Genomic DNA, 23,921 nt, shown 5'->3' with positions numbered 1-23,921 from the left:
ACTGCGACGGTCTACATTGACGAACTTCGCTGGCATGAAGTATTTATATCACACTCAACAAGCCCGACAGAACCCGATTCAAAAGAGACTAATTCTGGAGTGGTTTCCTGGTCAATCAAGGCGTGAAGAAGGAGCGGTGCGAGCACCGTGACTGAGGAATAACGTAGATTCAACAGGATAGCGCCCAGCCTTCACTTCTTTCGCAACGCGCTATTCCCCAAGCTTCATTAAAATCACATTTGCCTCTTTTGGAACTCAGTTTGGTATAAGAGCCTTTATCCGTTTTAAGGTGAGAGCCGGTCGATGGACCATTCAGCATCGTTTGAATCACGGGTGTAGAGGATGCGATCGTGGAGGCGTGCTGGGCCGCCTTGCCAGAACTCGATGTGGTGGGGGATGACGCGGTAGCCGCCCCAGAATTGTGGTAGTGGGACTTCGCCTTCCGCGTATTTCTGGTTGAGTTCGTCAAGCTGCGTCGCAAGCCATTCTCGGCCAGGGATGACTGAGCTTTGGTTAGAAACCCAGGCTCCGAGCTGGCTGTCGTGCGGGCGACTGCGGAAGTATTCAAGTGATTCCTTCTCGGAGATTTTTTCGATACGACCGAGGACGATGACTTGGCGTTCTAAGGTGATCCATGGAAAAAGTAAGGAGACCTGTGGGTTTTCGGCGATCTCTTGAGCTTTGCGGCTTTGGTAGTTGGTGAAAAAGACGAAGCCTGATGTATCAAAATATTTGAGTAGAACAGTGCGTAAGGACGGGGCTGCGGAGGCGCTAGCGGTAGCGAGCGACATGGCGTTCGGCTCAGGGTAGCTAGCGTCGACAGCTTGTTGGAACCATTTGGTGAATTGTTCAAAAGGGTTACTTTCGGCACTGGAGCGTGTGAGTGCGTTCTTGAGGTATTCTTTGCGGTAGTCTGAGAGGTCCATTATGATTGTGCCTTGGGCACGTGTTAAGTTTTAAGTATTATGATACATGACTTAGTCAGTCCATATACCGAGGTCGATGAGTTGTTGGGTAGGCACATGGGGCCAGCCTTTGTTGGCGAGTGGTGAGGCTGGGGATGGGTGAAGAATTTTTCCGATGGTTGCGGTGTTGTTCGGTAAGTGTTCTTTGACAGTGGCTTTGAGCTGCTTCTCGGCGAAGGCGCCGACACCGATGAGGAACTCGGGTTCGAGCTGAGTGATCATTTTAGCTAAGTGCTTGCGGCAGGCAATATCGACTGGAGCAGACTCCGCTTTTGGGAGTTTGTCGGGCGTAATATTGCGGCCAGTTTCACCCATCCATACGAGGGGGCAGAAATTGGCGACAAAATGGTCGACAAAGAAGTCATCGGCTTTCGGGTAGTGATCGGAAAAGAGGCCCCAGAGTCGGCGACCGCTGACTTCCGATCGCTGGCAGGCAAAGCCTTCGACTTGGCGCTTCGGGTGTTCGTTCATAGGCTTTTCGACCTTGGTTTCGATGCCCATCCAGTCGCGCACGGCTGGGATTTCGCCAAAGGGGACACCTGTCTGAGACATGCCCCACGGCCCAGGGTTCATGCCAAGAAAGAGCACACGTTTATTTCCCTGCGCGTAACGTCTGAGGTATTCGCTATGAGAGGCCCAAGCATATTCTAGTGGATTGTAGGTATGGGTGACTGGCTCAGAAAAGGTGAGGGGAGAAAGTTCTTCAATGAGTTCTAGTGCGGCGGCTTCAAGCTCAGTTGGCATGTCTGATCTATGCGGGTGGAAGTGGGCAGTGTGAAGTGAAAAGTGGTGCGGATCAGGTGGAGCTTTACCTCTGTCCTTAATAAATCTTTGTGCTTTGAGTCTATTCTGGAATTGTTAGGTTTTTAGAAATGAAGGTGATTGTTCGTACTATGTTGTGTTTGTCGGCGTGTTTGGGAGCTCTCCATGCTCAATCTACTCCGCAAGTGATTATCAAGGATCCAGCAGTGGAGGTGGATAAGAAGGTGTTTGGTGGCCGTAGAATTACTGTGATTCTACGCGGGGAAATGTCTCATGAGTTAATCAAAAATCAGAAGAACACGCAGGATCATTGGATACTTACGAGCCCATCAGTTGTGAAGATAGGGGAGCGGGTTTACATCCGCGGCACGGCCTCTAACGGGCCAATCAATATCAAGGGCAAAGTGGTGTGGTTTGAGATGGGGTATGTGCAGATGATTTTAGAGGATTAGTGGTGGGGAGATTGACAAGAGCCTATCAGTGCGGAAAGTAAGCTTATGCAAGACCCAAGAATTGACCGTTTAGCCCAGCAGTTAGTAAAGTATTCTACGCAGCTGAAGCGTGGTGAAAAGGTCTTGATAGATGTAGCGGAAGTGCCGGATGAAATCGGCATCGCTTTGATCCGCGAGGCTCGCAAGAAGGGGGCAATTCCATTTTTGAGAGTAAACCACGCGAAGCTGAATAGGGAAATGCTGATGGGGGCTACGGAAGCGCAATATGAAGCGATTGCAGAGCACCAGCTAAAGGAGATGCAGGACATGGATGCGTACATTGCTTTACGTGGTTCTCATAATATCACTGAGCTGAGCGATGTCCCTGCGAAGAATATGGCGACGGCTATGAAGCAGATGAGCCCTGTGATGGATCACCGTGTAAAAAAGACGAGGTGGTGTGTCTTGCGCTGGCCTAACCCAGCAATGGCGCAACAAGCTGGGATGAGTACTGAAGCATTTGAGCAGTTTTATTTCGATGTGTGCTTACTAGACTATAAGGCACTTCTCTCGCCAGCGCGCGCGCTGAAACGCCTAATGGAGAAGACAGACCAAGTGCATATTGTTAGTGATGGGACTGACCTCACATTTTCTATTAAAGATATTCCCGCGCTTGAATGCTGTGGCCACTATAACATTCCTGATGGCGAGGTTTTCACAGCGCCTGTGAAAAATAGTGTGAATGGTGTGATTTCTCACAATGCTCCGACAATCTATCAGGGGATCGCGTTTGATAATATCAGACTCGAATTTAAGGAGGGTAAGATTGTGAAAGCCGATGCTGGTTCGAGGACCAAGGAGCTGAATAAAATTTTAGATACGGATGAGGGATCTCGCTATGTCGGTGAATTTGCTCTTGGCTTTAATCCTAAGATCATGGAGCCGATGCGTGATATTCTCTTTGATGAAAAGATCGCGGGTTCCTTCCATTTTACTCCAGGTCAGGCTTACGAAGAGGCGGATAATACGAACCGCTCACAAGTCCACTGGGATATGGTTTCAATCCAGCGCAAGGAGAGGGGTGGTGGTGAGATTTTCTTTGATGGGAAACTCATCCGCAAGGACGGTGTGTTTCTACCGAAGTCTTTGGAGAAATTGAATTATTAGAGAGCTTCTTTTAGCCTCGTTTTGAAAATTCACTCTAGTCTCATGACGTTTACGTTGTAGGACTTGCTAGGGGGCATTTAGAAATGGGAAAAGAGCCCTAAAAGAGTCACTCATTTATGCGGCCAATTATAACGGTTGGGCAATGCTATTTAGACCTCTGAAAGAACTCTTGGAGTCTTAGGGCTGACTCTGCATCCATTTCTGGGAAATGCTTTTTATTAGAGTCCTGGAGTATTTCTAACACGGAAGGGTTGAGCTGTTCTGGAGCTGCATTTCGATTGGCGAGAATGGTGTCTTCTGGATCAAGCCGGTCGAATGGGTGCATCGAGTATCCAGCTTGGTTCGATATGCCATCGGTATGGCGCATTTCGAGGTGGAGGTGTGCTAGGTAGCGTCCGCCTGCACTGCCGACAGTGCCGACCTGAGAGCCTCGACCAACGTAGCCATTGAGCGCAGCGGAAATTTCGTGGAGGTGGGCGTACATACTGTGAAGAATGCGGCCGTCTGGCATGCGATGGGCAAGGATGACGGTTTTTCCCCAGCCGGGTGAGGGTGTTCCAGCGTAGACAACTAGCCCATTGGCCACGGTATAGACTGGGTCTCCGTAGTCTGAGTTTTGGCCGCCGATGCCATTGACGTCATCACCCATGTGCATGCCTCCGCGCGTTTGATTCATTTCCATGAATTTCTGTGCATTGTATGTGAGTGCCCCGTGTTCTGATCCCATAGCGTGGTCCATGCGCGGAGCTGTCGGGATGAGAGCAGATTCGAAGGGGGAGTGAAGGTGCATCAGCGGGTGAAACTTTTGTGGAGTGTCACTGGATCCCACTGGATAGCCGTAGGGGGCATCCGCTTCCTGCCAATTCCTAAATCCCTGCACGGGAGTGTCTGGTACGCTGTGCGTAGTGAGCACGAAGTAGCCTACATAGAGAAAGAGTCCCATGATGAGGGCTGGGACTAAACGTGAGAGAACGCGTGGCATTCTAAGTAAGGTTTTGTTGAGATTGGATGGTGGATACTCGGGCTGGTGAGCGAGAGTTAGAAGTCGAGGTAGATTTCTGTGCGGCGGTTTGCGCGACGCCCATCTGGATTATCTGAGCCGTCTGACTTGGTGTTTGGTAGGCGTGGTCGGTGGTCGCCATGTGCCTCTGTGATTACTTGTGAGGGGGCCACACCATTGGCTTGGAAATAGCTTTTTACTGCGCTCGCTCGCTGGTTAGAGAGGGAGTTGTTGTATTGGTCACTACCTTTAGAGTCAGTGTGGCCAGAGATGGTGATTGTTCTGTTAGGGTCTACAGAAAGAATGCTAGCGACTATACCAAGCTGTTTCTCTGTGCGCTCGGTGAGTCCTTCTGAATCAAACTCAAAGTAGATAACGAGAGTGTCGCCGCCCTCAGGGTTTTTAAGAAGTGGTGTGAAGTAGACGTTTCCATCAGTGACACGGTTCGCATAGTCTCCGAGTAGGGAGTCGAGGTTGATTTCATAAATTTTCCACGCTCCGTCTGCATTTTCACGTTGAGCTATGATTGAGAACTGAGCAGCTTTCTCTCCGCTGTTAGAAATAACATTAACATAGAATCCCGCCGCGGTGTCGCGCATGAAGAGGGCGCGGAGTGGTTTGTTAGGGTCGAGTTTATACTCAGCTTCTTCAAAAATGATACAAAGCCCGGCAAGTTTCGCATCTGAAATGTTAGAGGTGTCGACCATCGATTTGGCTTTTTTAAAATCTAAGTCGAGTAGGCCTTTTAGGAATGCGTGCGTGTAGTTGAGAGCGTCTGTTTCTTTGTTTGCCAGCTCGGGCTTGAATTTCCCAGCAAGGTCTTGAGTTTTCGGAAGGACGATTTTATCAACTTTCCAATTGCCGGTCGGGTCGCGTTTAACATCGACTACAATGGGGTCAGAGTCCTTAAGGTTGATTGCCCAGCGTGCGTGTTTGTTGGCAGTGATTTCACCAATTTGTTCGAAAGGTGCAGCGGGGTCGATTACGTGATTTTTCAGCAAATTCTGGAGTTGCTCCAGTTGTTCTTCGTCCAGGGTGTTTGTACCAACAACTGCTTTGATAGCACTGAGGTCATTCTCTTTTTGAGCTGATTCGAAGAGTCCGCTAAGTCGCTCTAGGTAATCCCCCGCATTACTGGTTTCGAGGGACTTCTCGAGCTCTATGGCATTTGTTATAGCATCATTTCCTTCACGTATGGTGACTTCTTCTGTTGAGAAATCGCCTGTAGATTGCCCTTCGGGCAGTTCTCGAGCAGTTCTCTCATCAAGAGGTTTGGTCGTTTCTTTTTTGCTGCAGTTTGGTAGAGCAAGGCAGAGTAGCGCGATTGGAATGATGCGTTTCACAGATATCAGTGTACTGATAGATATCAGAATGTGAAGTCTGAGCTTGAGAAGAAACGAGGAATATAGTTACAGTAGTCGGCGCTATGAAATACCTAAGTTTATTCAGTGTATTGTGTGTCACACTCTCAACATCAGTGCTTGCAGACACAGAGGTGATTGATGTCACTCCGCAGCAGGTTGAAGAATTACTGGACTCAAAGGAGGTACCGATAGTGATAGATGCTAGGACGCCTGAGGAGTACGCTGAGGGACATATCAAAGGAGCTATTGTCATAGATGTTACGGCGAAAGATTTTAAAGAAAAGTTAGGAAAGATGGATAAGTCCAAGGTCTACATCGTGCACTGCCTTAGCGGAGCACGAGGGCGAAAGGCTGTAAAGGTGTTCGAAAAGCTGGGCTTTAAGAAGGTCTATCATATGAACGGGGGAATGATGGCTTGGGAGGACTCAGGAAACCCAGTGGACAAGGGTGAGTAACTCTTGCTGACTTGCTATTGACGAGTATAGGTGGGAGTTTGATGGCTCATGCCGCGACCACTCTACTTTGTTTTTCTACCAGTGCTTCTCTGTGCATTGTTGTGGGGTAGTGCGTTTCCATGCATCAAACTAGTTTATCAGCACTGGGCTGAGCAAGGGGTGGAGATAGACCTCTATGACCGATGGCTCTTTGCTGGTGTGCGCTTTGTCGTGGCTGGTGGCGCTTTACTTTTGTTAGCTAGGAATCCGATCGCTGAGTGGATTGCTACACCGAAAAAGTACATCGTGTTACTGTCGTTGGGACAAACACTGCTCCAGTATATATTCTTTTATCTTGGGCTTTCGCTAGCGAGTGGGAGTTTGGCGGCGCTGATGGTTTCTACTGGGAGTTTTTGGTGGATGCTCTTAGCTCCAGTGATGCTGGGCGCCGCCTGGCCAAGGTGGCGGCAGTGGTACGGGCTGTTAGTCGGCGCGATTGGAGTGAGTATTGCAGTCTATGCTCCAGGGGCAGGAGCCGGGAGCCCTTTGTTAGGAGCTCTCTGTATCATTATTTCAACCTTCTTTGGAGCTGTGGGAGTGGTGGTGTTTTCAAAAATAAAACCAACGATGGGAGCGCGTGCGGCAACTGGGTTTTCTCTATTTCTGGGTGGTGTTTGCTTATGTCTGATGGGGGTGCCGGCGATTGAGAAGATGATGCTTTTGTTTGATGGCTATGTACTGCTGATGACTGCCTGGTTAGCATTGGTGTCGGCGACGGCTTTTGCCTTGTGGAATCATATTTCGACACTCTACCCGGTGCATTTATTGGCGAGCTGCCGTTTTATTGTCCCTATTTCTGGAGTTCTCCAGTCTTTGTACTTTATTGAGGGTGAGTCGGCTGGGTGGGGCTTATTTATTGGAGGAACTCTGGTAATAGGCTCTGCTTTGTACGCGACTCTAACGAAGAGCAATAGAGATTGAAATTGTCGCAAATTTTGGGACACTCTGCATATGCCAAGTAAAGAACGTCACGAGTGGAGAGAGGATACCGAAGAAGGTACACGCATCTATAAAGCGGTATTCTTTGCTAAGGAATGGCGTTTTGCTTCGGCTCTGAAAGGTTCACGTACTAACCGCCCTGATTGGGAAGATATTGATGAAGTAAGTGAGGCGCTCTGGGAGCAACTTCGCGATGTCCTTTTTCGCAAGTATCAGCGCAAGCGTTGTTCATACAGACTGCTTGAATCAGTTGATAAAAAACTGGGGCGCGATACTCCAAAGTAGAACACGATTACGTGTTCGTAAGTGTCTGACTGTACGAGGTTGTAATGTTTCCGAATCCTTATTAAATAAGGGTTCGTGGCGCATCTGTCACGTTAATTCCCTAGTTCCCCGACTGTCGCCTGTTAGTTGTCACGGGCTATGAGTAAGAGGGATTTATCTATTATCGATACAGAGCAGTGGAGACCAGTGCAAAGTCCTGGTTTGAGGGCACCTAGGCATCAAGTGCCTTATGATAGTCCAGAGGTGCAGAATATACTTTCTGAGTCTTTTCGTGTGATGTTTCCGAACATTGTTGAAGTGAATAGTGGGGTGAAGCGCTATACGGCAATGAACGTTCATCAGGAGGATGTCCTGTTGAAGGCTGTAGCAGTTAAAAACATGAATGACATTCCGAAAGCGGAGATGATGCGTTTAATGGAAGGTTGGATTCGTCTCCGCCGTAAGTTGCAGGAGGGTGAAATCCCTAAAGAGGTGAGCTCTATTCTTTTGAACTTTCGGGTGCCAAACCCGCGTCAGTCTTTGGATAGATATATGTTGTATAAAGAAGGCGACGAACAGCGACTCATCATACGTTGGGGCTTCGAGACTAAAGATAATCCCGCTGTTTCTTTAGAACGGGCAATTTCTATTTTGATGGATGTCCCGCTGGGTCACATGCGAAGTATTTTATCTACATCGATGTCTCCAACAACATCCACAGTGGCTGTCGGACAGATGGTTGTTTCTGCTGTAGCTGACGAAGACGAGAATAAGGTGAACAACAGCATTGGTAGTGCAGGAAACTACAGAGTGATGTTCGGCATTGTTGCTATCAGCGTGGTGATGCTTTCCCTAGGCATTTATGGTATTTCGAAAGCACTTTCATTAAATAATCAGCAATCCATTGGTATTTCTGGGGAGCCTGAGTTCAATGATGAAGTTGAGCTGGGACAAAAGGACTTGGCCAGCGATTCGTTAGTGTTTCAAGAGCAGGTGGCTGAAGAACTGGCTCCTATCGGGGTGGAGGAAATAGTGAGCGAAGTACTGGTAGATAAAGAAGGGACTACTCCAGTCCCGAGTCTAGAGGCTGCTCTCATTCATGCTCCAAGTGTAGCGCCAAACGTAGATCTTAAGAGCACAGCTGAAGGGTCTCCAAACACCTCGGAAAAAGATGAATCAGTCTCCTTAGAAAACATGTTCGAGGATACGCAGGCTAGAGATAGAGTAGATCTGTTAGGTGATATGATCCAATAACTGAAAATCTCTCAATACGACTAACACACAATGAAAACACATCGCAAGATTACCTGGATCGTCGGGTTAATGATGGCTATGGTTGTTTCTTTCGTGCACGCTGATGCACAAAAGGAAGAATTCGCTAGCCTCCAACAAAGTAGGGAGAGTCGTACGGCTCTCGTTAGCTATCTTCAGTCAACATCGCATGCTAAGGAGACTGCTTCAGGTATGCTCCGAGCAACGTCTGATGCTCCAGCTGAAGCGAAGCGCATGATCGATGAAGAGAACAAAGATCGCGATCGTATGTTCACCATTATCGCTTCCATGCAGAATCAGAGTAAAGCTGAAGTTGCTAGGCAGTTCGCTGTGCGCATGGGAGTGGATGTGTCAGAGCCTGAGCTTGTGACCACTCTCCGTATTCATGGTTCTAACACCGTTGGTGCATCGCTAGCACCTGAGCTAGTGATGGCTTTCTTAGGGAAACGTGGCTACTCCGAAATTGCTGTTGAGCGTGAGGGTGTCGAGTCGCAAATCACCTACAGACGCCCAGGTAAGAAAGAGCTCGGAGTTGTTGAAATTAAAGCACACGGTTCTTCTACGGCATTCGATGAGACTGATGCGAACAAGAAAGTGGGACTCTATGGTAAGTTTTGTGACATCGGCATGGCGTCACGTCCGATGAAAGACAAAGAGCAGGTGAAGCTAACAGAAGCGGGTTTTGGTGATATGCGTACTGCAGCATCAGAGTTCCCAATCGCACTTGATGGCGTGGCTGTAGTTCTCAATCGGTCAAATCCAATTAAGTCTCTGACCGTGGAGCAAGTGGCTCAGCTATTCTCAGGAAAGATCACTAACTGGAAGCAGCTGGGCGGTCCAGACCAAGAGGTCTACGTCTATGCGCGTGATGAGCAATCTGGTACCTGGGATACTTTTAAGTCCCGCGTTCTTAAGCCATTTAAGCTTAGCCTCACTGAAAAAAATGTGGAACGTTTCGAGGATTCGTCACTATTGGTTCGCAGCGTGGCATCTAACAAAGGCGGTATTGGTTTTACTGGTCTCGCTTACGTAGATTCTTCAGTCAAAGGTCTCGCGGTTCAATCTGGTGAAGAAGCACGTCCATTTCAGCCGACGCGTCTTACTGTAAAGACCCAGGATTATCCACTCGCTCGTCTTCTCTACTTCTATCTTCCAATCGATTCGAGCCAAGTGGCACGTGATTTCGTGAAGTTTGTCATGTCTAACGAAGGGCAAGCAGTAGTGGACCGAGTTGGCCTCGTAGGTCAGGGGCTTTCCACGAAGAAGGACCAGAACAACGCTGAGAGTCTCAAAAAGCAACTGCTAGCTGATCCAAGTGTCCCTCAAGAATATAAGGACCATATTGTGGTGGGAGACCGTAAGGACACACAGGCCAATATCCGATTTGTTCAAGGCTCTAACGAGCCAGATATTAACTCCATTAACAACCTCGACCGCCTCTCTAGCTCTTTAGCAAACTCAGGGAATGAGAGTGTTTCAGTCGTACTAATCGGCTTTGCTGATAGTGTTGGCGGCCAGTCTGCTAATCTTCGCCTTTCTAAGGAGCGTGCTGATTCGGTACGTGAACTTCTCGAGGCCAAGGGCGTGACTAATATTATTTCAGCCGGTTTCGGTGAAGCTATGCCAGTAGCTGACAACGGCTCAGAAGATGGTCGCTCGCAGAACCGTCGCGTCGAGATCTGGCTCAAGCGCAACTAGTTTCATAGTAGTTAAATCTCCTATACGTACAGCCGCTCGAGCCTTTTGGTTCGTGCGGTTTTTTTATTTAATCTCTGTAGATTATTCGGATTATTGTTGTGGTAGTTCTAGTTAGAAATGGCACCCCCCCATAAGGGGGTAGATGTCGAATAGCTTTGACGTTATTTATTCAATCGTTTAGTAAGGTTCCTAACCTCAATCTCTTATGTGTGTGAACGATTGTTTAATAATTGACGTGAAGGCGTGGTCTCTAGTCCAGACCCCCGGTCTTAAATCTCCGATAAAGCTGTTAGATTACGACGACTGTTCAGTCCAAACGGTGCTAGCAGAGTCCTTTGGGGTGATGTTTCCGAATATCGTAAAGCTAAAGCGTGGGGTAAAACGTTATGAAGCGCTTTCGACCACGCAGACTAATGTGATGGAGCTGGCAAAACCAGTGAAGGAAATGAGTGGAATACCGAAAGCTGAGTTGATGCGGCTGATAGAGGGCTGGATTCGTCTGCGGCGCAAGTTGCAAGATGGTGTTATTGATGATAAGGTGACACCTATTTTACTTAATTTACGCGTCCCAGATCCGAGACATTCACTAGATCGCTATATGCTTTATAAGGATGATGATGGAGGAGAGGATAGGTTAGTTATTTGTTGGGCTTATGAAACGATGATGAAACCTTGTATTTGTTTGGAGCAGGCTATTGCGATTCTAATGGGAGTTCCTCTGAGTACTATGCGGAGTATGCTCTCTACATCGATGTTGCCTTCGGACGCTACAGTACCAGTGTGTCAAATGGTGTTATCCCCAGAAGTGTCTGGTGGTGTGAACAAAGCCCCAAGTATTGGTAAAGGTTACATAGGAGTGGCTGCTATCCTTCTATTATCGATTAGCATAGGCGTCTATGCTATGAGCGATGAACCTTCAATCGGTGACATTGTCTCTAGGCATAACGTCTTCAAGGAAGTTGAATTTTCTGACGAGATACATCCATTTCACCTTCTTGAATCAGATGAATATACATCAGAGTTCTCAGAGTCGATCCTCATAGATCCTGTTGAGGTCGAAAATCCTATAGCGTCTGAGAGTGAACCTTTAGAAGAGAACGACTCATTCGTTAGTATTGAGAAACCCTTATTTGAAAAATTAATGGAGGAAGGGGCTTCTGATACAGAAATATTGGTCACCAAGCAAAACTCAATTGTTCTAGAGTCTCCTAATAGTGAGGCAATATCTAAATAAAGGTGGCCTACTCGACGAAATGGTTGATTAGGTTTGCCCGATAGAAGGATGCACCAAGTAATTTGTGTAGGTGAGGTGAGCTCGACTTGCGTTAAATATTTTCCCCAGCAGAGCTATAGCTACCTTCTAGCTCAATACCGACGCCTTCATCTAATACGATGACTCGGTCTTCTATGCCAAGACGCTTAGCTTCGGCGACTAGGCGATGCTCTGGTTCATCGTAGGGTTCATTACCTAGAGGGAATGTACGATAGTGCATAGGGATGAGGTACTCGGCACCGAGTTCGAGGAAGGCTTTGATCGCTTCCTCTGGATTCATATGTACATCGCGTCCACTGGGTGCGTTATACGCTCCAATAGGCATGAGAGCTATATCGATGTGATGGCGCTCCCCGATTTCTTTAAAGCCCTCGAAGTAGGCACTATCACCACAATGGAAGACAGTGAGATCTCCAGATTTTACGATGTAGCCACCGTAGTCGCGGTGAGTGTCGTGAAGGTAACGAGCGCCCCAGTGGTGGGCTGGAGTATGAGTGATTGTTAGGTCATCGAATGTAAGATTGTCCCAGAGGGCCATTTCGAAGACCTTATGAAATCCGAGTTTTTCGACGAGTTTGCGGCTGCCTTTGGGGACGACGATTCCCTCGCGTGAGTCGACGATTTTGAGCGACTTTTTATGAAGGTGGTCGAAGTGAGCATGGCTGACGAGTACGAGATCGATGTGGGGCAGGAAATTGATTCCGAGACCAGGATTCCGTTGGCGTTTAACGAATCCGTGCCAGTGTGCCCAGTTTGGGTCGATAAGTACCGAGTGGTCGGCGAATTGTAAAAGGAAGGAGGCATGGCCAATCCATGTGATGCGGGCAATGCCCTCAGCGGGAGGGTCGAGCACAGCGTGCTTGGCTTCGCCGAGACGTTTTTTAAAAACCTGCACGAAAATACGTTTACCGAAAAAGTGGATATTACGTTTGACCCAGCCCTTTTTTGGGAGGACTCCAGCGTAGTCTTTCTTTTTTTCTTTCTTCGGCATTACTTAGGGTTTTCCTAACCATTGTGCGTTAGAAATAGAAAAGATGCGAAATATTTTTCTCCGTATTTTCGTGCAGGTGAATTTATTACTTATGCTCTCGATGGCTTCAGCGTATTTGTTTCTTTGTTAGGGGTCTTATTTTTTTGGAAGGAGGCGAAGATGCCTCCAGCTACAGCGAGAGCGAGTCCACAGAACTGCATAATGTCTGGCAATTTACCCACATAGACTAGTGAAAGTCCTATCGTAAGTACTGGTCCAATCGATGACATGACAGCGTAGGAAGACGAGCTTGTCTTAGACAAAGCGTAGGAAAGTAATAGCAATGGGATTACGGTGCCAACGATGCCTATAGCCACTCCATAAGAAATGATTTCTTGGGAAGCGAATAAGCTGCTGAAGTCACCATTTTCTATACTGAAATGACTTATGATGATTCCTGCACAGAATGTCATGGTGAGACCTGTGTAGAGCTGGACTCCAACGCGCTGGATAACGGGTTTAGCAATCATGATGTAGCTTGCGTAGATGACCGCGCTGAGCAAGACCATGGCACTGCCGTAAAGGACATCGTTGGCATTTCCCGCAAAGCTGATTTCATTATGAATGATTAAACTTAGTCCGCCCCAGGTGAGGCCGCTGGCGATATAGGTTCTAATGCTGGGCCGTGCTCCCTGGAACAAGATTGATCCCGCGATGACAATGGTCGGATAGCTAAAGAGGATGACTCTCTCTAAGCCGACGCTGACATACTGTAGCCCAATCATGTTTACGAGTGAGCAAAGATAGTAGCCAATGAAGGCGAGGAGACCCATCAATCCCCAGTCTTTACGACGAATTGTCGCGAGTTTTTTCCAATGAAGAGCCACCATCACCAAAAAAACAGGTGTTGCTGCAAGCATGCGCAAAGCCATCACGCCACTAGGAGCGAGGCCCTCAGCGTACATGAGCTTTACTATGATTCCTTTTGAGCAGAATAAAAAGGAACCGAGGATCACCAATGATGGTATGGCGAACGACGTTGGTATGTTTGGTGGTCTAGACATAGGATTATCTCCATTTGCCCACCCAGATACCCGATGACTCAGTCACAAAAAAAGACCCGCATCGGTGAATCCAAGGCGGGTCGGTTAGAGTTAGTTAGGAAATGCATTCAGAACTTAGCACACTCATTTACGACCCGCGCTGGTAGGAGCCAGCGGAGTGCGATCATGACGAGTGATTTAGCTGCGGAATGCATGTGGCTGGGAATCAATAAGAAATGATTCCAGCTGTCAAGCCTGTGTGCTCTAGAATAATCTATCAGCTTCACTAATAGAGGGTGCGGGGGTCGACCGGGAAGGTCTCTTGCTTGAGTAGTTGCTCCCAGCTAGGAATGCCTACGCCTGAGGTTTCTTCCAGTAATTCTGGGATTTCGTGGTTTCGTCTCCATTCATCAAAGAAGGTAATGATAGAATGTGGGTCGAAGTGCCCGAAGTATTTAGTATTAGGGATAACCAAGCCCAGCACAGGGTAGAGTTCAGCTGGCTTCTGCGGAAGCTCACGGGGCATGATATGGGCGCTCAAACCGTGGCGAGCGAGATCTTGTGGTTCGCAGAATTTTTTGCGGATGACATCGAGAGCGAGAATGATTTTGTCGCGGTCCCAATCGAGAGCTGCGTAGACGTCGAATTCGATGGAGGTGTATCCTTTAGGTTTTGCCATAGTAAGTGAGTGGGTGCTTGTCAGCGCGTTCTTTATGGGGCTGTCTGGTTGCATGTCAAACAGCTTTGCTATGCGCTTAAAGTGAAATAGGTCGCTCTGTAGATAAGTGATTGATGTGCATTTTTTTAGATGTTAGAGGGATGTCTCAATTACCTACTCATTATGAAATCCAGTGTCTTCGCTATTCTCGTGTTAATATGGTCCAGTTTATCGCTTGTTGCAGATGAAGCTGGAGAGGCCAAAGCGCTTTATGTGCAGGCTGATAAGGAACTGAATGCCAACTACCAGAAGGCAAAAAAGGTTTTGCCGGAATATGTGTTTGAGGAGATCAAGAAATCTCAACAGGAGTGGCTTAAGCACAAGGTGGATACTGAGAAGCGTTTGGAGGCAGAGAAAGGAACGGCAGGTTATTGGGAAATGCTAGAGTATCTCACAGCGAGTAGATCCGAGTATCTGAATGTGCGAGCGAGCGTGAAACCTAAGGAGGGCACGTGGGACGGCCTTTACAGTGATGGTCATGGCGGGACTCTAGGTATTCTTACGAATGAAAATGGTACGATCTACTTTGAAATCAGCGTTGTTCGAGGGCCGACCTATCACATGGGTACATTGACCGGAAGTGCTGTGACTAATACGATTGCTGCTAGATTCACGGATAAGGGTCTGGTGGAAGAGAAAGAGGACGTGACTTGGGTTAACTTTAGCAAAGCTTATGATTCCAGTACAGTGGACGTGGAGGCGATTAATTCTGGCTACTATCATGGAGCTAGAGCCTACTTTGATGGTTTGTACTATCGCATCGGTGAGTTCGAAGCCGTGATTGATAGTGAAGGTTGTAGTAACTGATGAGGGTTCTTTAGGCTGCCAAGAGTTTTGAAGCATTTAGTGAAATCAGGTAGTGCTAGGAGAGGTTCGAAGACTGAATTCCGTTTCAGTAATGTGCTCTAGCAATAAAGGGTGATGTGGTTTTCGCATATTATGTTGTGGGGTTTCGTCTAGCTCTTCGATTTGACAGAGCTTAAAGTTGAGCTTAATTCAACAAGGTCTGTTCTATATGAAATCAATGTTTTTGAGTGTTTTAACTATTTCTTTGAAGCAGGCTTATCTAAATGCTAAGAATTTGAAAAGTTTTTTGGAATGTGTGCGTAATCTGCATACGCTTCGGCTTTTCTCACAGAGCGAACGGCACACATTTAAATTTCTGACATCCATTACCTAGGATACCATGCATATTATTAAGATTACCTCAACCATCGTAGCTGGCGTTGCTTTGACTGCGCCAACGAATCTGATGGCATACGCCCGAGACAAAGATTACATCAAAATTACGCACTCAGAACGTAAAGACCCATTTTCTGTAGAGAAGGAATTGGCATCATTCACCTTACCAGAAGGTTTCGTGATTGAGCTCGTGGCATCTGAGGAAAATGGTGTGATCAATCCGATCGACCTAACTTTTGACGATGCTGGGAGGCTCTGGACCCAGACTGCTGAGATGTATCCGATGGATCCATTTGGAAACACAGCGAACCGTACGATCCGCGCGAAGATGGGGAAACCAGATGATAAGCTCTGGCAACAACCTGAATACTTAAAATTGAAGGCTCTCTATAAGCTAGAGCAGAGGGGGACGGATAGAATTTTACTAATCGATGATCCGACAAAACAGGTCGAAGGTGAAATCCCGATTGTGGCAGAAGGTCTGACCATGCCGCAGAGTATTCTGCCTTATAAGAACGGTGTGTTTGTGGCGCACGGTTCGGAGATGCTTTATATCGAGGACGACAACAATGATGGTATCTATGACAAGCCGAAGACTGTTCTCAGTGGCTTCAGCTTTATCGATACTCACACTATGTCGCATACCCTAGTACGAGGCCCTGGTGGCTGGGTGCATTTTTCCCATGGAGCGATGAACATGGGCGAAGTGACAGCAGCAGCTTCAGGTAATAAGGAGCAGATCAACTATAGTAAAATTGCACGTTTCTCGCTAGATGGTGAGAACCTTGAGCTCGTAAGCAGCGGGTTGAATAACATTTGGGGCTTTCAGCTCCGTGCTGATGGTCAGTGGTACGGCACAGAGGCAAATGATAAAAGTCACTCAGTAGTGCCAATGGAGCCTGGTACCGGGTTCTTAGGAATCGGTAATGACAAGCTTCGTAGCTACCAACCAATGGTTCCAGTGGTGCACCCATTCCGTGTGGGGGGAACTGGTATATCTGGTCTCGCATTTAGCGATGACGACACAAACACCTTCCCTGAAGAGTGGCAGAATGTAGCGTTTCTAGCGAACCCGATCACCAATACGATCAATACTGTACGTGTGGATCGTGATGCAGAAGGTAACATCGTCGGGACACACCTTGAAGATCTTCTTAAGTCGGATGACGAATGGTTCCGCCCAGTGAATATCGAGTTTGGCCCAGATGGCTGCCTCTACATTGCTGATTGGTACAACAAGATTGTCTCTCACAATGAGCTTCCGCGAACAGACCCTACTCGTGATAAAACACATGGACGTATCTGGAGAATTCGTCATGAAAGTCAGAAACCACTTAATGTGCCGAACTTGATCGAGGCGGAGGATGTAGACTTAGCTCAGCACCTCCTTGGTCCAACTCGTTGGGAAAAGCGTGCAGCATGGCATCAGATTGCAGACCGTCAGGTCAAGAGTGCGCTTCCTGAAATCAAGAAGATTGCTTCTGACACTAACAACACAATCGGTTCACGTATTCACGCGATCTGGGCATTTGAGTCACTTGCTGAGTTTGATGAAGCATTTGTTGCTCAACTCTTACAGGACGAAGATCACAATGTGCGTAGAGAGGCTATTCGCGCTCTCGCCAGCTTTGATCTTGAAGCCTCAACTGTCGTGAACCTGCTTCAGCCTCTTGTGGAAGATGATCATACTTTGGTTCGTTCACAGGTGCTTAGAACGCTTGAAGAAGTGCAGATCGATGAACTAGCTATCGTCGAGTTGCTTGTTTCAACCATTAAGGCAGACATTCCAGGGAATGCACTTGGAGGTGCGTACGAGCGCAGCTTTGAGCGTTATCTTGCTCGCAAGGCCCTCGAAACATATCCAGAGACACTCTCAACTTTTCTCAATTCCGACAAGGCGATGGACTATTCTGTCGGCAGCCTATTATGGGCATCCCAGGCAATGGGAGCACAGGGCTCAGGTGATGTCTTTGCTAAGTTCTGGAAAATGCGTGGAGACACAAAGATGGATGATGAGACTTTCGTTTCTGTTGTCGCTCTTCTGAAGGATAAGAATATTCTTAAGGTAGTAGCACCTGATTTCAACAATCCGAAAAATTTTGCGAATTTGCTAAAGTTGACCGTTGATAACCAGAGCCGGATCGATGCTAAGAACCTAGCGGGAGTTTTGACTCCAGCTCTTAAGGCTGGGATCGAGTCTCAGTCCGTAGAAGGTCAAGTGCTGACAATGAATGTAGCTGCGATGGTGAAGTCCAAGGTGATTTCGAAAGAAGTGAAAAGTATCGTAGCTAAGACTTCAGATAGTTCACTCATTGATGCCGCGTTGCCTGTGCTCGCGCTCGACGCTAAAGCAAATGCGAAGCTTTACGCAGAGCTAGCTCTGAAGACGGGCTTGTCATTCCCAATACGCCTCAAGGCAATTGACGCATTGATTCGAGTAAACCCGAAAGAGGGGGATAAGATTCTCGTAGACACACTCAAGGCTGAGCCAAATGTAGATAAGGCATCTGTGGTTAGAATACTCTCGCAGTCCGCAGTTGGCTCTAAGAACTTGATGAGTCTGTACGCGAATAAGTTGATTACTAATACTGATTTTGACTTATATTCAGCTCAGCGCGTGCAAGGCTACATGAAGAAGGACAAAAACGCGAAGGTGGTATTCGCTGCAGCCAAGAAGGTGGAAGCCGCACGTGTGGCACAGCTCGACGCAAAAGTGGATCAATTCATGAAAGCAGCGCAGACGCTTAAGGGGAATCCAGCTGTTGGCCAGGCATTGTTTGGCTCATGTCTGACATGTCACGCAGTCGGTGACCAAGGCTACGATATCGCGCCGGCGCTCGATGGTTCAGCAAGCCGTGAGCTACATGCTCTGATCACCGCTGTTGTGAAGCCGGATGTAGCTGTGGAAGGTGGTTATAATCTACACCGTGTGACCCGCAAGGATGGCACTGTAGTTGAAGGCTACCTCTATCAGGATAATGACTTCGGTATGACTATCGCACAACGTGGTAATCAGAAGACGTTTATCCCGAAAGCTGACATTAAGTCTGACGGTCCAGTTAATGGGAGGTCCTTCATGCCGTCTGAATTCGATCAGTGGCAAGACCAGATGATGGTGGATCTGATCTCCTACATCAAAACGCTGAACTAATAGTCGGTTCATTTATTTTAAATGTAAGCCCCGTCAGGAAACTGGCGGGGCTTTTTGATACCTTCACAAACTGAATCTAAGTGTGCAGGTTTTCTGATGAAAGATGGAATAAGTGTTGGTCTTCTCTCTCATAGAAATAACTCCAAATTACATCATTATGTCTATTCAATCACTCGACCTCTCTAAAGAATTCCCACGCAGTCCACGCACAACATTAGGTGGCTTTGTCATCGCTGGTCGCACACTCGATAAATGCCGCGCAGTCCTCAACGGTACAGCTGGTGAGTACCATTTCGATTGCCCGCTCGATAATGTGTTTTTCGATTTCGCTGGCATCAGCGCGGAAGCGTTTAAGGAAAAGGCTGCGAGTGGGGCTGACGATGCCGCAATTGCTGCTTGGATCCAAGAGCTCACAAGCTCACTGACTACAGAGCAGATTGTTCAATGGAACAATGATCTACGTTGTAAACGTGTGAGCGAAATGCCAATTGAACTACAGGTTTTCCTAGAATCCTATATCCCAGAAAATCTACCAGAAGGACGAGTGGTGTACTATTGGTTCGATATCTATGACATCGAGGAAGGTCGCATTTAGTACTTTTTGCTAGAGCCTAGGACATTGTCCTAGGCTTTCTGGTTTACAGTCGAAGGCCTACTTCTTTAGGGCTTCGACTTGCTGAATAGCATATTCAGCGGTTATGCGCTGAATCTCTGGGATGCCAGGATCTGGCTGTCCGCCAGCTTTACGCCAGTTGTGGCCAGCATGTTTGACGATGACCATTTCGACATCAGCTCCTACGCTGTCAGCTTTCTTCTTAAGATGAGGCGCATGTGCATAGGGGATGGTCGCGTCCGTGTCACCTTGGAGTAGGAGCAGCGGCGGGCTATTTTTTGAAATCCAATAGTAAGGGCTCATTTCCTTGTATTCCTTAGGGAATTTAGCAAAGCCACCTTCTTTACCTGTGATTCTGAAACCGAAGCGGTCTGGGGCTTTGTCTGAGAGATCAGTTTTGAAGAGTTCTACGTCCGTGAAATCAGTAGGTCCGTACCAGGACATGCCAGCAAGCGGCTTGATGTCGTAGCCTTTTAGGGATGGATCGCCATCGAAGGTGGATGAGTCTGTTAAGGCTAACATCATAGCGAGTTGGCCACCTGCGGAATCGCCCCAAACAACTACTTTGTTCGGGTCGATGCCGTATTTATCTGCATTTTTTTTCAAGAAGCGTAAACCGTCGATCGCATCCGTTACACAGTCTCGGATTAGTATGCCGTTCTTGCCTTTAAAGTGGCGGTAGTCGATGGATGCGCAGACAAAGCCTTTTTCTGCTACTTGTTTGAAGACTGGCTGCATCAGCGGTAAGCCTCCTTTTGACTTACTGCCAGTTGTCCAACCACCACCATGCACATAGTAGAGTAAGGGTGCCTTTTCAGCTGTGCCCTCTGGAGGCATGTAGATGTCCATTTTGATCTGACGTCCGTTAACTTCCTTATAGGTGACGTCTAAGAATCTTTCGCCAGTCCATGTGACCTTTGAGTCTGTAGCTGCATTGACAAGTGTACAGAAACAAGCCGCCATCACGGCTACAGTTGGAATCAGTAGTTTTTTCATTTGTGCTTAGTTAGATAGTTTTTTTAGATCAAGTGTCGATGGTTCACTGCTTGCGACCGATGAGAATGCAATGCCTGGCGCGCTTCGCGTGTTCGCGTGGTTTGGACGCATGTTCTTCTACTTTGAAGCCAGCTTTCCCTAGCAATTTTTTGAACTTGGGAGCTGGTTCAGATAGCCAGTAAGTGACACGGCCGTCTGGGCTGAGGGTTTGCTTAATCTTCTGGAGGAAATCTGGTGAGTACATCTTGTCATTGCCGGAAGTAATGAGATCGTCTGGGGTATTATCGATGTCGATTAGAAGTGCATCGTAGCTATTCTTGGGCATGTTGCTGATGGTCGTGAAAAAGTCGCCCTCAATGACTTTAGTACGTGGGTCTTCTAACAGAGGGCCATTGAAATCGACGAGGAAGGTCCGGTTCCACTCGATAATTGGCTGCATCAGCTCGGCTACGTCTACTGTAGCTGGCTTGCCAATGAGCTCGAGGGTGCGCTTCAGAGTGAAGCCTAGGCCTAGGCCTCCGATCATGACGCGTGGGCGGGTCGGCCGAGTAGATTTACCTTCGAGTAGATGAGCTAGTCCAATGTCTGCAAGATGGCGCTCTGAGAATGTCTGCGAGGTACTCATCAGCTCGTAGCCATTGTACTTGAGGTAGAAATTCCCGTCGTGCTTGTGGAGAGAGAACACCGTGCCATCTGGCAAAGTGGATTTAGCTAGGTTCTCGTATGGCTTCATACGTGAAGGCTTCACCAGAATGCGTCGAGCAACAAGTATTGATCGATTTTTTTGATGAAGAGCAGCTTTGTTTTCATGGCTCAAATATGGACTACTCGTGGTTTTAGTAGCTCCTTTCAAAGTGTCGCATTTTGTGGTGACGGTTGACGCTGCGGGTGTATTGACTCGTATCGTATTTATAATGTATGAGTTATGTGAATCTGTAATCTCTCCTGACGGATTCTAATTTTTCATGAAATTCATGAAATTGAATAAAATCCAAGTTATACAATGAAAAGACATCAAAATAAGGGGGGGTATTTTACTACAGCTCCTTGCATAAAATTACTAGCGATAGGGGCCACTCTGAGTGTGGCTGACGCGAGCCCAACCACCATTGAAGCTGAATCGATGAATCTCAGCAGCTATACTGTTAGAGCGAGTGGATTCTCATCTGCTCAACAGTTCATTCAGATCCAGGGAGCTAGCGGGACGGCGTCGACTGTATATAGTGGCGCAGATATTCTTGCAAATATTGGAGTGACTTATTTTGATGAGACGGACGGTGTTTGTGAATATTCACTTGCGCTGAATGGGACGGAGATCGCTGCCTGGTCGGCTGATCAGATGTTAGAAGGTGGGGGAGTCACATTGGGGAATGTGGTGACTGCGCAGATTCCAAGGGTGGCCTTGCAAAATGGTGACACACTTAGTCTCACCGTTACTAGAGATGCTGCGGAGTATGGACGTGTGGACTCGATTACTATTTCGGAAATAGTAGAAGCGGAAAGTCTCCAGCTCAACGGGTATAGTGTCAGCGCCGCCGCATTGGCGAGTGGTGGCTCAATGATCAGAACAGGCACAGAAGGATCGGCAACACTCAGTTTCACGGGGGCAAGTGGCTACTATTCCATTAACACGCATTACTTTGACGAGAGCGACGGAGAGTCTGAGTACGCACTGTTAGTCGATGATGTTAGTGTTGATAGTTGGATCGCGAATAAAGATCTCGGCAGTGCTGGCCCTACAATTGAGGCACTGACTAGCCATAAGAGCGACTGGATCTATCTACAGAATGGATCAGTGGTCGAACTTACTGGTACCCGAAGTAATGGTGAATTTGGGCGAGTGGATTATTTAGAAATTTCCCCAGCCCAAAGTTATCTGGAAGTGTGCCAAGCGTCTCATTTCCTTTCTCAAGCATCGATGGGTGGTTCGCGTCAGGAGATACATACTTTAGCGAAGCGTATTTCTGAGATTGGGCACATGGAAGCCTGTGAGGAATGGATCGATACTCAATTTGCGCTGCCACGTGGAGCCAATATCTTAGATCGCGCTTTCTATCACCAAAGCTTCTTCGAGCTCAATCCTGTGGATAGTATCAATATTCATAATTTTGAATACGCATGGTGGGATCAAGCCACTTCATCTGAGGAGCAACTGCGCCACCGTGCGACATTTGCATTGAGTCAAATTTTTGTAACTTCATCCGTGTACTGGGGGAATAGTGAACGCAAAGATATTTGGAGGTCCTACACGAGTTATTACGATAAATTGCTCAACAATGCCTTTGAATCACATCGGGATATTTTACAGACGATCACTTACGACCCATTCATGGGCGTTTGGTTAACCTATGCGCACAATAGTAAAGGCGACGAGGAACTAGATATTTTCCCGGATGAGAACTACGCCCGTGAAGTGATGCAGCTCTTCTCATGCGGGGTCTACTCATTAGACCAAAATGGTAATTACCAATTCGATGGTAATGGGGATCTAGTCGAAAATTACGATAACGATGACATCCGTGAGATGGCTAAAGTCTTTACTGGACTGAGTCTCTCGAATGCAGATGGGTCTTTGCCTAACTTCCTAGCCCCTCCTGTTACGCAATCTGGTTCTTACGAGAATGAGATGGTTATGGTGGAAGACTACCATGATGTTAGCGCGAAAGAGCTTCTAACAGGAGAGGCGTTGGTAGCTGGTTTAAGTGGAGGTGAAGACATTAAAAGTGCTCTCGATGCACTTGCTTTCCATTCGAGTACCGCACCATATATTAGTCGCGAACTCATCAAGAGGCTGACATCTTCAAATCCTTCTAGCGCGTACGTTGCGCGGGTGGCCCAAAGCTGGAGAGGCGAAGGGCAATACGGTGGGGATGGCTCAGTAGGCGAGATGAAAAATGTGCTGAAGGCGATCCTACTCGACCCTGAAGTGCGCGATGTGATCGAGTTTAATGGGATAGCCAATAGCGCGAATATTAGTTCAGACAACGTCACCGTCGCCTCCTCAGATACACTTTCGGGTCGTATCAAAGAGCCTATCTTAAAGTGGACCCAGCTTTACCGTTATCTAGAGCCAGCAAGCACAGCAACAAGTGGCATGTTACTTTATCCTCCAAGGACGAAGCCCGCAGCAAACGATATGACGCCTCACTTCGGACAAGTTCCGATGAGAGCTCAGTCTGTGTTTAACTATTATGATACCGAGCATTCACCAGGAAGTGGGCCGATTGCTGAAGCAAAAAACGTGTTTGATATCGAATTTGTGTCGCCGGAGACTCAGATCCTTTCGGACCATGTGATTCACGGTTTCGAAGAGTGTTTAGATCTTATGCAAGATGCTCGCGCTACGAGTTACCTAAGAACTAATCAGGAAACTGCTTACGTGGAGTTCACCTGGTTACAGCGAATGATCGAGATGGACATTCCACTCGAACAATTCGTCCGCGATGTGAACCGAGAGCTCTGTCATGGGCAAATGAGTAAAGAGGCTCGAGACGTCCTGGTCTCTTCTGTGGAGAGCTCCACTGCAGACAAGCAGGAGCAATTCGCACAGGCTCTGACACTGATCTATAGCTCACCGTACTACGGTCTCTCATTTTAATCATCACACATCTAACAACTT

At 47.6% G+C, this 23,921-nt stretch carries 21 protein-coding genes; 12 read left to right on the top strand and 9 right to left on the bottom strand.

Annotation, left to right across the window (positions count from 1 at the left end; all coding sequences use genetic code 11):
- Positions 1-284: 284 nt before the first annotated feature.
- Together pdxH and ACSHX2_RS13925 are read right to left on the bottom strand one after the other, a co-directional pair.
- Entirely contained in the window at positions 285-926 is a 642-nt protein-coding gene (pdxH, locus tag ACSHX2_RS13930) for a pyridoxamine 5'-phosphate oxidase (protein ID WP_435693562.1), read from the bottom strand.
- Between the two features lie 51 nt (positions 927-977).
- A complete protein-coding gene (locus ACSHX2_RS13925) occupies positions 978-1,709 on the bottom strand; it encodes a uracil-DNA glycosylase family protein (protein ID WP_435693561.1) in 732 nt (243 codons plus the stop codon).
- Positions 1,710-1,837: 128 nt separating this feature from the next.
- On the opposite strand from ACSHX2_RS13925, the gene ACSHX2_RS13920 reads away from it, so the two are divergent.
- Together ACSHX2_RS13920 and ACSHX2_RS13915 are read left to right on the top strand one after the other, a co-directional pair.
- Positions 1,838-2,179: a hypothetical protein gene (locus ACSHX2_RS13920; RefSeq protein WP_435693560.1), complete on the top strand. Its 342-nt coding sequence runs from the start codon at positions 1,838-1,840 to the stop codon at positions 2,177-2,179.
- A 45-nt stretch (positions 2,180-2,224) separates the two neighbouring features.
- Positions 2,225-3,325, top strand: a complete 1,101-nt coding sequence (locus tag ACSHX2_RS13915; protein WP_435693559.1) for an aminopeptidase — start codon at positions 2,225-2,227, stop codon at positions 3,323-3,325.
- A gap of 145 nt (positions 3,326-3,470) precedes the next feature.
- On the opposite strand, the gene ACSHX2_RS13910 is transcribed toward ACSHX2_RS13915, so the two are convergent.
- Together ACSHX2_RS13910 and ACSHX2_RS13905 are read right to left on the bottom strand one after the other, a co-directional pair.
- Positions 3,471-4,307, bottom strand: coding sequence for a M23 family metallopeptidase (locus ACSHX2_RS13910; RefSeq protein WP_435693558.1), 837 nt, complete (start codon positions 4,305-4,307; stop codon positions 3,471-3,473).
- Positions 4,308-4,363: 56 nt separating this feature from the next.
- Positions 4,364-5,668, bottom strand: coding sequence for an OmpA family protein (locus tag ACSHX2_RS13905; protein WP_435693557.1), 1,305 nt, complete (start codon positions 5,666-5,668; stop codon positions 4,364-4,366).
- A 110-nt stretch (positions 5,669-5,778) separates the two neighbouring features.
- Here ACSHX2_RS13905 and ACSHX2_RS13900 point away from each other — a divergent pair, with 110 nt between their 5' ends.
- The 6 genes from ACSHX2_RS13900 to ACSHX2_RS13875 all read left to right on the top strand — a co-directional run bounded on the left by ACSHX2_RS13900 (position 5,779) and on the right by ACSHX2_RS13875 (position 11,590).
- Positions 5,779-6,144: a rhodanese-like domain-containing protein gene (locus ACSHX2_RS13900; RefSeq protein ID WP_435693556.1), complete on the top strand. Its 366-nt coding sequence runs from the start codon at positions 5,779-5,781 to the stop codon at positions 6,142-6,144.
- 48 nt (positions 6,145-6,192) lie between these two features.
- Positions 6,193-7,104 carry a DMT family transporter gene (locus ACSHX2_RS13895; protein ID WP_435693555.1) on the top strand — a complete coding sequence of 304 codons (912 nt, stop codon included), beginning with the start codon at positions 6,193-6,195 and terminating at the stop codon, positions 7,102-7,104.
- 30 nt (positions 7,105-7,134) lie between these two features.
- The gene (locus tag ACSHX2_RS13890; protein WP_435693554.1) at positions 7,135-7,407 is read left to right on the top strand and encodes a hypothetical protein; all 273 of its coding nucleotides are present in this window, start codon (positions 7,135-7,137) and stop codon (positions 7,405-7,407) included.
- A 138-nt stretch (positions 7,408-7,545) separates the two neighbouring features.
- Positions 7,546-8,640: a hypothetical protein gene (locus ACSHX2_RS13885; RefSeq protein WP_435693553.1), complete on the top strand. Its 1,095-nt coding sequence runs from the start codon at positions 7,546-7,548 to the stop codon at positions 8,638-8,640.
- Positions 8,641-8,670: 30 nt separating this feature from the next.
- Positions 8,671-10,356, top strand: coding sequence for a substrate-binding domain-containing protein (locus tag ACSHX2_RS13880; protein WP_435693552.1), 1,686 nt, complete (start codon positions 8,671-8,673; stop codon positions 10,354-10,356).
- Between the two features lie 211 nt (positions 10,357-10,567).
- Positions 10,568-11,590, top strand: coding sequence for a hypothetical protein (locus ACSHX2_RS13875; protein WP_435693551.1), 1,023 nt, complete (start codon positions 10,568-10,570; stop codon positions 11,588-11,590).
- A 91-nt stretch (positions 11,591-11,681) separates the two neighbouring features.
- On the opposite strand, the gene ACSHX2_RS13870 is transcribed toward ACSHX2_RS13875, so the two are convergent.
- From ACSHX2_RS13870 to ACSHX2_RS13860, 3 genes are all read right to left on the bottom strand, one after another.
- Positions 11,682-12,620, bottom strand: a complete 939-nt coding sequence (locus ACSHX2_RS13870; RefSeq protein ID WP_435693550.1) for an MBL fold metallo-hydrolase — start codon at positions 12,618-12,620, stop codon at positions 11,682-11,684.
- An 89-nt stretch (positions 12,621-12,709) separates the two neighbouring features.
- The gene (locus ACSHX2_RS13865; RefSeq protein ID WP_435693549.1) at positions 12,710-13,663 is read right to left on the bottom strand and encodes a DMT family transporter; all 954 of its coding nucleotides are present in this window, start codon (positions 13,661-13,663) and stop codon (positions 12,710-12,712) included.
- Between the two features lie 265 nt (positions 13,664-13,928).
- Positions 13,929-14,321 (bottom strand): hypothetical protein, encoded by a 393-nt coding sequence (locus ACSHX2_RS13860; protein ID WP_435693548.1) that lies wholly within the window; start codon positions 14,319-14,321, stop codon positions 13,929-13,931.
- 162 nt (positions 14,322-14,483) lie between these two features.
- Between ACSHX2_RS13860 and ACSHX2_RS13855 the strand changes: the two genes are divergently transcribed.
- The 3 genes from ACSHX2_RS13855 to ACSHX2_RS13845 all read left to right on the top strand — a co-directional run bounded on the left by ACSHX2_RS13855 (position 14,484) and on the right by ACSHX2_RS13845 (position 19,288).
- The gene (locus ACSHX2_RS13855) at positions 14,484-15,167 is read left to right on the top strand and encodes a hypothetical protein (protein ID WP_435693547.1); all 684 of its coding nucleotides are present in this window, start codon (positions 14,484-14,486) and stop codon (positions 15,165-15,167) included.
- 379 nt (positions 15,168-15,546) lie between these two features.
- The gene (locus tag ACSHX2_RS13850) at positions 15,547-18,693 is read left to right on the top strand and encodes a DUF7133 domain-containing protein (RefSeq protein WP_435693546.1); all 3,147 of its coding nucleotides are present in this window, start codon (positions 15,547-15,549) and stop codon (positions 18,691-18,693) included.
- 157 nt (positions 18,694-18,850) lie between these two features.
- Positions 18,851-19,288 carry a DUF5069 domain-containing protein gene (locus tag ACSHX2_RS13845; protein WP_435693545.1) on the top strand — a complete coding sequence of 146 codons (438 nt, stop codon included), beginning with the start codon at positions 18,851-18,853 and terminating at the stop codon, positions 19,286-19,288.
- A gap of 57 nt (positions 19,289-19,345) precedes the next feature.
- On the opposite strand, the gene ACSHX2_RS13840 is transcribed toward ACSHX2_RS13845, so the two are convergent.
- Both ACSHX2_RS13840 and ACSHX2_RS13835 read right to left on the bottom strand, forming a co-directional pair.
- Positions 19,346-20,302, bottom strand: coding sequence for a prolyl oligopeptidase family serine peptidase (locus ACSHX2_RS13840; protein WP_435693544.1), 957 nt, complete (start codon positions 20,300-20,302; stop codon positions 19,346-19,348).
- A 43-nt stretch (positions 20,303-20,345) separates the two neighbouring features.
- Positions 20,346-21,035, bottom strand: coding sequence for a spermine synthase (locus ACSHX2_RS13835; RefSeq protein WP_435693543.1), 690 nt, complete (start codon positions 21,033-21,035; stop codon positions 20,346-20,348).
- A gap of 270 nt (positions 21,036-21,305) precedes the next feature.
- Here ACSHX2_RS13835 and ACSHX2_RS13830 point away from each other — a divergent pair, with 270 nt between their 5' ends.
- Positions 21,306-23,900 (top strand): DUF1800 family protein, encoded by a 2,595-nt coding sequence (locus ACSHX2_RS13830; protein WP_435693542.1) that lies wholly within the window; start codon positions 21,306-21,308, stop codon positions 23,898-23,900.
- Positions 23,901-23,921: the final 21 nt, after the last annotated feature.

This window comes from Rubritalea sp. (assembly GCF_051252225.1).
Classification (GTDB): domain Bacteria; phylum Verrucomicrobiota; class Verrucomicrobiia; order Verrucomicrobiales; family Akkermansiaceae; genus Rubritalea.
Note: the sequence above shows the minus strand (reverse complement) of the source record. Positions and strands in the feature narration are given on the sequence as shown.

Bases quoted from the DNA above. Each gene is read 5' to 3' on its own strand.
- pdxH (WP_435693562.1), bottom strand. From the start codon at position 926: ATGGACCTCTCAGACTACCGCAAAGAATACCTCAAGAACGCACTCACA.
- ACSHX2_RS13925 (WP_435693561.1), bottom strand. From the start codon at position 1,709: ATGCCAACTGAGCTTGAAGCCGCCGCACTAGAACTCATTGAAGAACTT.
- ACSHX2_RS13920 (WP_435693560.1), top strand. From the start codon at position 1,838: ATGAAGGTGATTGTTCGTACTATGTTGTGTTTGTCGGCGTGTTTGGGA.
- ACSHX2_RS13915 (WP_435693559.1), top strand. From the start codon at position 2,225: ATGCAAGACCCAAGAATTGACCGTTTAGCCCAGCAGTTAGTAAAGTAT.
- ACSHX2_RS13910 (WP_435693558.1), bottom strand. From the start codon at position 4,307: ATGCCACGCGTTCTCTCACGTTTAGTCCCAGCCCTCATCATGGGACTC.
- ACSHX2_RS13895 (WP_435693555.1), top strand. From the start codon at position 6,193: ATGCCGCGACCACTCTACTTTGTTTTTCTACCAGTGCTTCTCTGTGCA.
- ACSHX2_RS13890 (WP_435693554.1), top strand. From the start codon at position 7,135: ATGCCAAGTAAAGAACGTCACGAGTGGAGAGAGGATACCGAAGAAGGT.
- ACSHX2_RS13885 (WP_435693553.1), top strand. From the start codon at position 7,546: ATGAGTAAGAGGGATTTATCTATTATCGATACAGAGCAGTGGAGACCA.
- ACSHX2_RS13880 (WP_435693552.1), top strand. From the start codon at position 8,671: ATGAAAACACATCGCAAGATTACCTGGATCGTCGGGTTAATGATGGCT.
- ACSHX2_RS13870 (WP_435693550.1), bottom strand. From the start codon at position 12,620: ATGCCGAAGAAAGAAAAAAAGAAAGACTACGCTGGAGTCCTCCCAAAA.
- ACSHX2_RS13865 (WP_435693549.1), bottom strand. From the start codon at position 13,663: ATGTCTAGACCACCAAACATACCAACGTCGTTCGCCATACCATCATTG.
- ACSHX2_RS13860 (WP_435693548.1), bottom strand. From the start codon at position 14,321: ATGGCAAAACCTAAAGGATACACCTCCATCGAATTCGACGTCTACGCA.
- ACSHX2_RS13855 (WP_435693547.1), top strand. From the start codon at position 14,484: ATGAAATCCAGTGTCTTCGCTATTCTCGTGTTAATATGGTCCAGTTTA.
- ACSHX2_RS13850 (WP_435693546.1), top strand. From the start codon at position 15,547: ATGCATATTATTAAGATTACCTCAACCATCGTAGCTGGCGTTGCTTTG.
- ACSHX2_RS13845 (WP_435693545.1), top strand. From the start codon at position 18,851: ATGTCTATTCAATCACTCGACCTCTCTAAAGAATTCCCACGCAGTCCA.
- ACSHX2_RS13840 (WP_435693544.1), bottom strand. From the start codon at position 20,302: ATGAAAAAACTACTGATTCCAACTGTAGCCGTGATGGCGGCTTGTTTC.
- ACSHX2_RS13835 (WP_435693543.1), bottom strand. From the start codon at position 21,035: ATGAAGCCATACGAGAACCTAGCTAAATCCACTTTGCCAGATGGCACG.
- ACSHX2_RS13830 (WP_435693542.1), top strand. From the start codon at position 21,306: ATGAAAAGACATCAAAATAAGGGGGGGTATTTTACTACAGCTCCTTGC.